The organism is Arthrobacter sp. K4-10C (genome assembly GCF_059090085.1).
This window is the reverse complement of record NZ_JBNHFI010000011.1, coordinates 149,878-161,647: the sequence shown is the minus strand read 5'-3', so window position 1 is coordinate 161,647 and position 11,770 is coordinate 149,878. Positions and strand designations below refer to the sequence as shown.

Below are 11,770 nucleotides of genomic sequence, written 5' to 3'. Positions count from 1 at the left end.
GTTTGCACCGGCATCATTGCCATATGGGTGGATGGGGGCGGCTTTGGAACTTACGGGTGATTGGCCGATCAGGAGTTGGGATGTTCGGCCAACCACTCAGCCAGGGTTTCAAGATTGGCGCGGACCGTCCGGCCCTGGGCACGCTCCACGAGGGGATCGGCCAGTTTGCCGAAGACGCCGCCCAGCCCTGACGCGGCCTCGATCCGTTGGGTAAGGCGGGTGCCGCCGTCGGCCGGTTCCAGCGTGAGCGTCACCGTGAAGTCCAGCTTGCCTTCGACTGACCGGGACACCATGCGCCGGGGCGGATCGAACTCCACGATCTCCACCGTCCAGTCGAACTGCCGCCCCATGATCTTGCTGGTTCCCCGTCCACGGGTACCCACCCCCAACGGCCCATCACCGATCTGCTCCGAGGACGTGACCGAGGAATCATAGACGGCGATGTTTTCGAACCTCGACAGGAACTCGAAGACCTCCTGCGGCGGGCGGGCAATGACGACACTTTCTTCTACAACAGGCACGGGATTCTCCTTTGAAGGGCACCTGGTGCCGGCACGGCTCTGCCGGCGGGAAGGCAGGCACAGCGACAGCTTGGACCTCCCCTCAACTCCTGTCAATGGCTGAACGACGTGCAGTAATACGGTCGTCCGGACGGTACGCAAAAATGCTAATCATGCTTACTATTGTGGGGCGCAGGGCTGCCCGCTGGGGGCAGGCCAACCCGCGCCGTACCGGAGGTTGCAGAAGCATGGAACACGAAATGCGTCCCCTGACTGACGACGAACTGCTCGCGGAGCAGGCCACAGCTTTGCCGGACAAGGAAGTCGCCTCGGTCCTGGACCTGAACGCGGACCTGGATCTTGGCATCGACGCCGCGGCACCCATCGACCTGGCCGTTGCCGCCAACGCGAACGTGGCCGCGCCGATCGACGCCGCCGCCTCGGCCAACATCCTCTCCTACGGCTCCGATGCCCAGGCGCTGGCCGACCAGGGCGTCGTCATCGAGCAGGGCATCACTGCTGACGCGAATGCCGAGTCCACCCAGGACAGCACCATCAACCAGGCCGACGACACTATCGGGGGCGGCACGACGGCGGACGGCACCACTTCCGAGGATGCCCTGCCAAACGTCGGTGCCCTACCCACAGACCCCACCGCAGCGCTGGACGGGGACCTGCTCAACGTCAACGTGGACCTCGCCGCCGACGCGGACATCGCCGCGCCCATCAACGGCGCCGTTGCAGCGAACGCGAACGTGGCCGCACCGATCGACGCAGCCGTGGCCGCCAACATCGGCTCCATCGACAGCCAGGCCTACGCCGTGTCCGAGCAGGACGCCATCATCTCGCAGAACATCGAGGGCGAAGCCAACGCCTCTGCCGACCAGCAGTCCGACCTGCAGCAGTAAGCCCAGATGAGCCACGCCACCGGCGGGCCGCGCCCCGAGGCCGGCCCGCCGCCGTCCCCTGCCTCCACCGCCGAACACCCCCGGCAATTCCCTGCCCGGGCGAACGGTGTCCAACTCCTCGGCCGGTCCGAAGGGTCCGGCTACCGCGAAGCGCCCTCGCTGGTGCGCCGTGCGGACGGCCAGACGCTGCAGCTGACCCGGCTGCTCTACCTGGTGCTGGAGGCGGCGGACGGGACACGGGACGTGGAGGAGATCGCCCGGCACGCGAGCCAGGGCTCGGGCCGGCTGGTCAGCGGCGACAACGTGCGCACCCTGATGGACACGCAGCTGCTGCCGATGGGTTTGCTGCGCCTTGCCGACGGCTCCGAACCCGAGGTCCGCAAGGCAGACCCCCTGCTGGGCATGCGGTTCCGCTACACCGTGACGGACCCGGAGCGCACACGCAAAATCACCGCCCCATTCGCGGTGCTTTTCAACCCACTGATCGTCGTCGCCGTCACGGCCGCGTTCCTGGCAGCCTGCTGGTGGGTGCTGATGGTCAAAGGCCTGGGCTCGGCCACACACGAAGCATTTGCGAATCCCGCGCTGCTGCTGCTGGTCTTCGCCATCACCATATTCTCGGCCGGCTTCCATGAATTCGGCCACGCCGCCGCAGCCCGCAGGGGCGGCGCAACGCCAGGCGCCATGGGCGCTGGATTGTATCTCGTCTGGCCCGCCTTCTTCACGGACGTCACGGATTCGTACCGGCTTGGCCGCGGCGGCCGGCTCCGCACCGACCTGGGCGGGCTGTACTTCAACGCGATGGTGGCCGTCGCCGTCATGGGCCTCTGGTGGGCCACCGGGTTCGACGCCCTGCTGCTGGTGGTGGTCACCCAGATCCTGCAAATGGTCCGGCAGCTCCTCCCCCTGGTCCGGTTCGACGGGTACCACATCCTGGCGGACACCGCCGGCGTCCCGGACCTGTTCCGGCGCATCAAGCCCACACTGCAGGGTCTGCTGCCCTGGCACTGGGGCAAACCGGAAAGCCACACGCTCAAACCCTGGGCCCGGACCTTAGTGACGGTCTGGGTCCTGGTCACCGTTCCGCTGCTCCTTTTCAGCCTGGCCATGATGGTGATCGCCCTGCCGCGGTTGCTGGCCACTGCATGGGACAGCGTGGCCACCCAGCGGGAGATGCTGGCCGCCAGCCTGGCCACCGGGGACTTGGCCGGCGCCGCCGTGCGTATCCTGGCGATCGCCGCCGTCGCCCTGCCCATGCTCGGCATGCTGTACATCATGCTCCGGCTGCTGCGCCAGCTGGTCACCGGCCTCTGGCGGAAAACCCGCGGGAGAACGCTGCAGCGGACCGCCGCCATGGGTGCCATTGCCGCATTGCTCGCCGGGCTCGCCTGGGCATGGCGGCCCGACGGCGGGACGTACCGTCCGGTGCAGCCTTACGAGCACGGCACGCTGGCTGATGCCACTACCTCGGTCTTCCCGCAGGCGGGCAGCACGGTGCTGCGTGAGGGCGGCAGCGGCCGCACGGTTGCGCTGTGGCCGGAAGGCACCGCGAAACCCACCCGGGAGAACCCCCAGCTCGCCATGGTGCTGGTGCCGGCAGAAGGATCCGGCGGGTCCGGCCCGGTTGATCCAGCCACCGCCGCGCCGTCCTGGGTGTTCCCGTTCGACCGGCCCGCCGCCCCGGAGGAGGACGGAAACCAGGCCCTCGCTGTGAACACCACCGACGGTTCGGTGACCTACAGCGTGGCGTTCACCCTGGTGTGGGCCGAGGACGGGGAACCGGTGGATACCCGGAACGAGGCCTACGCGTTCGCCAGCTGCAGCGGCTGCGCTGCTGTGGCGGTGGGCTTCCAGGTGGTCCTCATCGTGGGCCAGACGGACGTCATCGTTCCCGAAAACCTGTCCGCCGCAGCCAACTACAACTGCATCGACTGCCTGACCTATGCGCTGGCCAGCCAGCTGGTCCTCACCCTCGACGGACCGCTGGGCAGCGACAGCCTGGCCCGGCTGAACGCCCTGTGGGCGGAGATTGCCGAGTACGGGCGGAACCTCCAGAACGTCCCGCTCTCGGAAATCCAGGCCCGGCTCGCGGCGTACAAGGAGCAGATCACGGCCATTATCAAGGCCGATCCAACCGCCCCCCGCAATACGGATGCCCCAGCCACGTCCTCCCCCACGCCGGCACCCACCGGAACCAACGCCCCTGCTGCGCCCGCCTCGCAGGCACCGGCCGGATTGGCGTCCGAGCCGGCCGGAGTGGCACCCGCCCCGGCAGGAACAGCGCCGGCCGCCGCCCCGGCAACGCAGCCGGCGGGAGGCGGGGCGCCGCCGTCGTACGCACCCGTTGAGACACCGGTGCCAACGGCGGATACTGGGGGCACGGCCCCCGCCGTGGAGCCCCAACCCACCGCAAACCCCAGCTAGGAGATCAGATGTCGTTGAGCAAGGGAACGTCCGTGGAATGGAACACGCCGCAGGGCAAAAACGGCGCCCGCGCGGCGCACAAGGCGTCCGCCCTGACGGAGAAGAAGTAGCGCCGTGGCTGCGCAGCACGAGGTGGTGATCATCGGCGGCGGCAACGCCGGGGTGTCACTGGCGGCACGCCTGGAGCGCTACGGGGTCAAGGACGTGGCAATCATCGAGCCCAAAGACCACCACCTCTACCAGCCGCTGTTCTCGCACATCGCCGGCGGCCGGGCCTCGGCCAAGGAGGCGGTCCGCACCCAGGAGTCGGTGACCCCCAACGGTGTCACCTGGATCCGGGACAGCGCGGTGGACGTGGAGGCGAACGCCAACACCGTCACGCTCGCATCAGGGTCCAGTGTGGCGTACGGGCAGCTGGTGGTGTGCCCGGGGCTGCAGTACGACTGGGACGCCGTGCCCGGGCTGGCCGGTGCCGTCCATTCACCGCACGGCGCCTCGCACTACGAGTTCGAGCTGGCGCCCAAGGCCTGGACGCTCCTTCGCGGACTGGAGGCCGGCACTGCCGTTTTCACCATGCCCGCGGGACCCATTAAGTGCGGCGGCGCCAGCCAGAAGCCCATGTACCTCGCCTGCGACTACTGGCGGGAGCAGGGCGTCCTGGACAAGATGCGCGTGGTCATGGTCCAGCCCTACCCCACCGTGTTCGGCGTGCCGGAGGTGGACCGGGAGCTGGACCGCAAGATCGGCGAGTACGGCATTGAGCTGTGGACCAACAGCGAACTGGTTTCTGTGGATGGCGCCCGCCGGATGGCGAACATCCGCAATGTCGAGACCGGGGAGCAGGAATCGCTGCAGTACGACGTGCTCAACGCGGTTCCGCCGCAGTCGGCACCGGACTGGCTGAAGGCCACGGACCTGCCGGCGGCCGGGGACAAGGGCGGGTTCGTGGAGGTGGACCGGCAGACGCTGCGGCATCTCCGGTACCACAATGTGTGGTCCCTGGGGGACGCCGCCGGCACCACGAATTCCAAATCCGGCGGTGCGCTGCGCAAGCAGACCATGGTGCTGGCGAAGAACCTGGTGGCGGCGCGGAAAGGCAAGCCGCTTCCCCGGAAGTACAACGGCTACTCGGTGTGCCCGTTCACCGTTTCACGCAACACCGTGGTGTTCGCCGAGTTCGACGACCGCTACCGGCCCATGCCCACCATCCCCCGGGTGCCCACCTGGAACGAAAGCAGGCTCTCCTGGCTGGTGGACAGGGACATCTTCCCGCAGGTGTACTGGAACCTGATCCTCAAAGGCCGCGCCTAGGAATTAACGACGGCGGCTGTCGCCTCCGCGATCGCCCGCTCCTCGTCGGTGGGTACCACCAGGACGGGAATTGCGGACTGCGGCGTGGAAACCACGCGCGGTTCCTTGGACCGCTGGGCGTTCAGGCCGGCGTCGAGCTCTATGCCCAGGGCGCCCAGCCTGTCCGCCACCAGCGCGCGGAACTGGTGCGAGTTTTCCCCGATCCCGGCCGTGAACACGAGGGCCTTGGCCCCGCCCACCGCCACATGGTAGCCGCCGATGTACTTAGCCAGCCGGTAGGACGTGACGGCGAGCGCCGTAGCGGCCCTGGAGTCACCATCCTCGGACGCTTCAACCACGGAGCGCATGTCGTTGTTGCCGGCCAGGCCCTTCAGCCCTGATTCGCGGTTCAGCATGGAATCCAGGTCCTCGGGGGTCCAGCCGGCCCGGGCCAGGAACACCAGGATGGAGGGGTCCAGGTCGCCGGAGCGGGTGCCCATCACCAGGCCTTCCAGCGGCGTGAAGCCCATCGACGTGTCCACCGAGTGGCCGCCCTGAACCGCCGTGACGGAGGCGCCGTTGCCCAGGTGGGCGATGACGCCGTCGAACTCCTCCACCGGGATGTCCAGCAACCCGGCCGCCCGGCGCGTGACGTACTCGTGCGAGGTCCCGTGGAAGCCGTAGCGGCGGATGCCGTGGTTGGTGTACAGCTCGTCCGGGACGGCGTAGCGCCAGGCGTGCTCGGGGAGAGTGCGGTGGAACGCGGTATCGAACACGGCCACCTGCGGCATGTCGGGCCATTTTTTGGTGATGGCGCGGATGCCCAGGACGTTGGCGGGGTTGTGCAGCGGAGCCAGGGGGTTGAGCCGTTCAATGGCGCGGGTGACCTCGTTGTCGATCAGCACGGGCTCGGCGAACCGCTCCCCGCCATGGACCACCCGGTGCCCCACCGCCGCCAGCTGCAGGTCGCCCAGCTCCTGGTGGATAGCGGCATCCACCTGCTCCAGTGCTTCCGCGTGGTCGCGCGGGCCCACAATTTCGCCGTCGCCGTCGCCCCCGTTGCCCATCCCGATCTTCTCGATCAGCCCCTCGGTGAGCACGGTCCCGGCCGCGACATCACGCACCTGGTACTTGAGCGAGGACGAGCCGGAGTTGATGACGAGCACGAGCATGTGGGGCCTCCTGAGCCTTTGCTTCTGCGGTTCAGTCCCCACTATATGTGCCGGGTCTGGGACTCCCCGTCCCCCCTTCGCGAGATGGCTTTTAGGGACAATGGCCCACGCCGGGACGGCCGTTAAGTGCCAACTCGCGGGGCCGCCCCCGGGCCGGCTGCCGGGTTCCTTGCGGATCGGGGCAGGCTGTGCCTACAGTCGGCGGACAGGCTGGACCACGCCGAGAGGACATTCCAATGACGAACGAGCCCACTTCGATCGACGAGAACGACCCCACCAACACCGGATCCAGCAGCACGGCGCCGCTCAACGCCGGCTCCGGCAGCAAGGACCCCACCGGCGCCGAGGGCGCCAACCCGGCCCTGGATGACACCGGCGGGGTCAAGGCCGGTGAGACCGGCGAGGCGCCGCAGGCGCCCGGGAACACGGAGGACCTGGACCTGACGCCGCAGGGCCTGTCCGACGAGCCCGCCAAGCAGGAGGACAAGGAGAGCCTGGCCAAGCCGGACAACAGCTGACCGCAGCGTAAAGGAGGACGTCGGCACCCGGGCGGGTGCCGGCGCCGTCCTTTATTGGAGCCGGCCGAAGGGTCCTAGGACGCCGGCGCCTGTGCCTGGATGGCCGTGATGGCCACGGTGTTCACGATGTCCTCCACCGTGCAGCCGCGGGACAGGTCGTTGACCGGCTTCCGCAGCCCCTGCAGGACCGGCCCAACAGCCACGGCGCCCGAGCTCTGCTGCACGGCTTTGTACGTGTTGTTGCCGGTGTTGAGGTCCGGGAAGATGAACACGGTGGCCTGCCCGGCCACTGAGGAACCCGGCATCTTGGACTCGGCGATCGAGGCGTCCACGGCGGCGTCGTACTGGATGGGGCCCTCGACGGCGAGGTCCGGCCGGCGCTGCCGCACCAGTTCGGTGGCCTGACGCACCTCGTCCACTGCCTCGCCGGAACCGGACCCGCCGGTTGAGTAGGACAGCATGGCCACGCGCGGGTCGACCCCGAATTGGGCCGCGGTCTCGGCCGAGGCGAGCGCGATGTCCGCCAGTTGTTCCACGTTGGGGTCCGGGTTCACGGCGCAGTCCCCGTACACCAGTACCCGGTCCGGCATGAGCATCAGGAACACCGAGGACACAATTTTCACGCCCTCGCGGGTCTTCACGAACTCCAGTGCGGGACGGATGGTGTGCGCCGTGGTGTGCGCGGCCCCGGACACCATCCCGTCCACCACGCCCAACTGCACCATCATGGTGCCGAAGTAGCTCACGTCCTGCATGATCTCCAGCGCCTTGGCCAGGTCCACTCCCTTGTGGGCCCGGAGTTCCGAGTACTTTTCGGCGAATTTCTGGCGCAGGTCCGACGTGGCCGGGTCCACAACGTTGATGCCGGAAAGGTCGATGCCCCGGGCCGCGGCCAGCTCGCGGACGTCCGTCTCCGGGCCCAGGACGGTCAGGTCGCAGACGTCCCGGCGGTGCAGGATCTCGGCCGCGCGCAGGATCCGCACATCCGTTCCCTCCGGCAGCACCACATGCCGGCGCTGGGCCCGGGCGCGTTCAATGAGGTCGTGCAGGAACCGCAGCGGGGTCATCCGTTCCGCCCGCGGCAGGTGCAGCCGCTCCATCAGTTCGGCCTCATCCACCCGGCGGGACCAAAGCCCCAGGGCGGAAGCCACCTTGCGGCGGTGCCCGGACCAGATCTCGCTGCGGACCTCCGAGACGCGCTTCGCGGTGGTGTAGGTGTCATCCTGGGCTGCGAACACCGGGAACGGGGCCTGTGCCAGTAACGGGTAGATGTTGGCGTCGGGCGCGAGGCCGCCGGTGAGGATCAGGGCGGATGCCACCGGGAATTCGGGCGAGAAGGACGACGCCAGGCACGCCACCATGACATCCGCCCGGTCCCCCGGCACGATCACAAGGGCGCCCTCGTCCAGCACGTTCAGGAAGTTGCCCACGTTCATGGCCGCCACCTTGATGTCCTTCACGTCCCGGTCCATGTCCGCCCGGCCGGCGATCTGGCGCACGCCCAGTGCCGTGGCCACCTCTCCGGTGGTGGGGCGGGCGATATCCTCCAGCTCGGGCAAGACATAGACGGGCCGGCCGGAGGCGCCCACCTTCACCTCCGCGGCAATATCGTTTACCAGGTCCGGATCCGCGCGGTTGACCATGATGGCCAGCAGCGCGCACTTCTCCGCGGACAGTTCCTTCCGGGCGACCTCGACGGCGGCCGCCGCCTCGGCCACGGTCCGCCCCTTCGCGCCCACCACGGCCACCACGGGGGCGGCAAGGTTGTTGGCCAGGCGGGCGTTGAGGTCGAACTCGACGGCGGCGTCCTGGCCCGTAAGGTCCGTCCCCTCCACGATCACCACATCGCAGTACCGCGAGATGTCAGCGAAAATTTCCACGCACCGGGAGTCGATCTCCTCGCGCTTGCCCTCGGCCAGCAGGGACCGTACGTCCTCGAATGTAAGGCCGCCGCGGCACCGCTCGTCCTCGAGCGCGAACCGGGATTTCATCAGGGCCACCATGGGGTCGTCCGCGGTGGAGGGACCGGTGACCACGGGTTTGAAGAAGCCGATCCTGTCCGCGTGCCGGTGCAAGGTGTCTGCCAAACCCAGGGCCACGAGGGACTTGCCCGATCCGGGAGTGGTTGCGCTGACGTAGATGCCTTTGGCCATGGTCCGCCCTTTGCTGGTCTTGCTGGTGCCGGTCATCCCATCCTTGCACCTGCAGCGTCCATTCCAGCCCAGTTTTCGATTGCCTTACCGGAAGGCGCCCCCGGAATTGCGGCCCGGATCGGCTAAAACTGGGCCGGTCTGGAGGGCCCCGCCCTTGACACCGGACCCCCTCATGGGATTACCTAATGAACATTCGGTAAATAAAGCTGGAGGCAATGACGCATGGCTGAAACAACACTTTCCGGGCCACCCCACCCCATCCTGGAAAACGACTACGCCTCCGAGTGGATGGGCATCGAGGTCCTCTCGCTGAGCGACGGCCATGCCACCATCCGGATGACCCTCCGGCAGGAAATGCTCAACGGTTTCGGCATGGCACACGGCGGAATGATCTTCGCTTTCGGTGACACCGCATTCGCACTCGCCTGCAACCCCATCAATCCGGCGCCCGGTGAGGAAAACACCATCACCGTGGCTTCGGGAGTGGACATCAACTTCCTCAAGCCCGCGTTCCGCGGCCAGGTGCTGACCGCCGTCGCGGACCGCCGTTCCAGCGCCGGGCGCAGCGGCCTGTACGACATCCAGATCTTCGCCGCCGACGCTCCCCCGGCAGAAGCCCCCACCTCCGGCACCCCGGGCGAGCTCGTTGCAGAGTTCCGCGGGCGCAGCCGCACCATCCCCAAGAAGTAGGAAACCATGACCCTGCATGCTCCCGAAACGCCCGCCGCAACGACGTCCCCGCACGCCGCCGACGCCGTCCTGGACCGCGAGGAAACCATCTCCCGCGACGAACTTGAGGCCCTCCAGCTCAGCCGCCTGCAGCACACCGTTGCCTACGCGTACGAGCGCGTGCCCCTGTACAAGCGCAAGTTCGACGACGCCGGCATCCACCCAAGCGACCTCCGTGAACTGAGCGACCTGGGCAACTTCCCCTTCACCACCAAGGAGGACCTGCGCCAGGAGTACCCGTTCGGGATGTTCGCCGTGCCGCAGAACGAGGTGGCCCGTGTGCACGCCAGCTCCGGCACCACCGGCCGGCCCACAGTGGTGGGCTACACCAAGCAGGACCTGGCTGACTGGGCCAAGCTGGTGGCCCGCTGCTTCCGCGCGTCCGGCATCCGCCCGGGCATGAAGGTCCACAACGCGTACGGCTACGGCCTGTTCACCGGCGGCCTGGGTGCGCACGCGGGGGCCGAGGCTTTGGGCTGCACGGTCATCCCCATGTCCGGCGGCCAGACCGAACGTCAGATCCAGCTCATCCAGGACTTCCAGCCGGACGCCATCCTGTGCACGCCCACCTATCTGCTGACCATCGCCGACGCCATGGCGCACATGGGCATCGACCCCACCTCCACGTCCCTGAAATACGCCGTGCTGGGCGCCGAGCCGTGGACCCAGGAGATGCGGCACGAGCTCGAGGTCACCATGGACATCAAGGCCTGCGACATTTACGGCCTGTCCGAGGTGATGGGCCCCGGCGTCGCCGGCGAAGCCGTTGAGACCCAGGACGGCAGCCACATCTGGGAGGACCACTTCCGGCCCGAAATCATTGATCCCTTCAACCCGGTGCCGGGCAAGGAGAACGTCCTGGCCGACGGCGAACACGGCGAACTCGTCTTCACCTCGCTCACCAAGGAAGCGCTGCCCATCATCCGGTACCGCACCAAGGACCTCACGCGCCTCCTGCCTGGCACCGCCCGCCCCGCGCACCGCCGGATGGGACGCATCACCGGCCGCAGCGACGATATGATCATCCTCCGCGGCGTGAACCTCTTCCCGTCCCAGATCGAGGAAATCGCGCTGCGCATCCCCGAACTGAGCCCGCACTTCCAGCTCGAGCTCACCCGGCCGGAGGGCCAGCGGATGGACCAGCTGACGGTGAGGATTGAGCGGCGGGACAACGTCACCCCCGAGCAGGGCACGACGGCGGCACGCGCTTTGAAGGAGCAGATCAAGATCCACGTGGGTTCTTCGTGTGCAGTGGACGTGGTGGAGCCGGGCTCCCTTGAACGGTCCAACGGCAAGCTCCGCCGCATCTACGACTTGCGCCCGAAGGGATAGCAGGCGGTAGTGGTGCCGGGCGGTCCGGATTTACCGGGATCCCGGCACCTGCCCGGACCAGCCGACCGTTCGTGAGAAACTAGCTCCTATGCCCAGCACCACCGAAACCTCCAGCCCTGCCGGCACCAAGCGCGGCCGGCCCGGCTACGACCAACAGTCCGTGCTGCGCATCGCCGTGGACGTCTTCAACCGCCACGGCTACGACGCCACCTCCATGGGCATCCTGGCCGAGAACCTGGGCATCTCCAAGTCAGCCATTTACCACCATGTGCCGTCCAAGGGAGACCTCCTCAAGCTCGCCCTGGACCACGCCCTGGGCGGCCTGGAGTCGATCCTCGAGGAGCCGGAGGCAACATCCGGCGCGGCTGACGCGCGGCTGGAGTTCGTCCTGCGCCAGACCGTGGCCGTGCTGGTGGACCGGCTGCCGTTCGTCACGCTGCTGCTGCGCCTGCGCGGCAACACCGAGATTGAGCGTGATGCACTGGAGCGGCGGCGCACCTTCGACCACAAGGTGGCGGCACTGATTTCCGCCGCCCGCGACGAAGGTTCCTTACGCCAGGACATCGATCCCCGGACCGTCACGCGCCTCCTGTTCGGCATGATCAACTCCATTGTGGAGTGGTACAAGCCCGGCGGTTCCCTGTCGCCTCAGAGGCTGGCCGACGACGTCATCACCATGGCCTTTGACGGACTCCATGGCCACTCCTAGCCGGCCGCGACGCCTTCTGCCCTGGCCGCGCCGCA

Annotated in this window: 10 protein-coding genes; 7 read left to right on the top strand and 3 right to left on the bottom strand. The window is 67.9% G+C overall.

Annotation, left to right across the window (positions count from 1 at the left end; all coding sequences use genetic code 11):
• Positions 1-68: 68 nt before the first annotated feature.
• The gene (locus tag AC5RUU_RS16310; RefSeq protein WP_493976241.1) at positions 69-521 is read right to left on the bottom strand and encodes an SRPBCC family protein; all 453 of its coding nucleotides are present in this window, start codon (positions 519-521) and stop codon (positions 69-71) included.
• 239 nt (positions 522-760) lie between these two features.
• Here AC5RUU_RS16310 and AC5RUU_RS16305 point away from each other — a divergent pair, with 239 nt between their 5' ends.
• The 3 genes from AC5RUU_RS16305 (at position 761) to AC5RUU_RS16295 (ending at position 5,143) form a co-directional block, all read left to right on the top strand.
• Positions 761-1,408, top strand: coding sequence for a peptidoglycan-binding protein (locus AC5RUU_RS16305; RefSeq protein WP_493976240.1), 648 nt, complete (start codon positions 761-763; stop codon positions 1,406-1,408).
• A 6-nt stretch (positions 1,409-1,414) separates the two neighbouring features.
• On the top strand, positions 1,415-3,832 hold the full coding sequence (locus AC5RUU_RS16300) for a hypothetical protein (protein ID WP_493976239.1): 2,418 nt from the start codon (positions 1,415-1,417) through the stop codon (positions 3,830-3,832).
• A 114-nt stretch (positions 3,833-3,946) separates the two neighbouring features.
• On the top strand, positions 3,947-5,143 hold the full coding sequence (locus tag AC5RUU_RS16295) for an NAD(P)/FAD-dependent oxidoreductase (RefSeq protein ID WP_493976238.1): 1,197 nt from the start codon (positions 3,947-3,949) through the stop codon (positions 5,141-5,143).
• On the opposite strand, the gene AC5RUU_RS16290 is transcribed toward AC5RUU_RS16295, so the two are convergent.
• The gene (locus AC5RUU_RS16290; protein WP_493976237.1) at positions 5,140-6,294 is read right to left on the bottom strand and encodes an acetate kinase; all 1,155 of its coding nucleotides are present in this window, start codon (positions 6,292-6,294) and stop codon (positions 5,140-5,142) included. The genes AC5RUU_RS16295 and AC5RUU_RS16290 overlap by 4 nt on opposite strands.
• Before the next feature lie 236 nt (positions 6,295-6,530).
• Here AC5RUU_RS16290 and AC5RUU_RS16285 point away from each other — a divergent pair, with 236 nt between their 5' ends.
• Positions 6,531-6,812, top strand: a complete 282-nt coding sequence (locus AC5RUU_RS16285) for a hypothetical protein (RefSeq protein WP_493976236.1) — start codon at positions 6,531-6,533, stop codon at positions 6,810-6,812.
• Between the two features lie 74 nt (positions 6,813-6,886).
• Here the strand turns inward: AC5RUU_RS16285 and pta are convergent, their stop codons facing one another.
• Positions 6,887-8,965, bottom strand: a complete 2,079-nt coding sequence (gene pta, locus AC5RUU_RS16280; protein WP_493976295.1) for a phosphate acetyltransferase — start codon at positions 8,963-8,965, stop codon at positions 6,887-6,889.
• 222 nt (positions 8,966-9,187) lie between these two features.
• Between pta and AC5RUU_RS16275 the strand changes: the two genes are divergently transcribed.
• From AC5RUU_RS16275 to AC5RUU_RS16265, 3 genes are all read left to right on the top strand, one after another.
• Positions 9,188-9,655 carry a hotdog fold thioesterase gene (locus AC5RUU_RS16275; RefSeq protein WP_493976235.1) on the top strand — a complete coding sequence of 156 codons (468 nt, stop codon included), beginning with the start codon at positions 9,188-9,190 and terminating at the stop codon, positions 9,653-9,655.
• Positions 9,656-9,661: 6 nt separating this feature from the next.
• Positions 9,662-11,026: a phenylacetate--CoA ligase PaaK gene (paaK, locus tag AC5RUU_RS16270; RefSeq protein ID WP_493976234.1), complete on the top strand. Its 1,365-nt coding sequence runs from the start codon at positions 9,662-9,664 to the stop codon at positions 11,024-11,026.
• Between the two features lie 88 nt (positions 11,027-11,114).
• Entirely contained in the window at positions 11,115-11,735 is a 621-nt protein-coding gene (locus AC5RUU_RS16265; RefSeq protein ID WP_493976233.1) for a TetR/AcrR family transcriptional regulator, read from the top strand.
• The last annotated feature ends 35 nt before the right edge of the window (positions 11,736-11,770 follow it).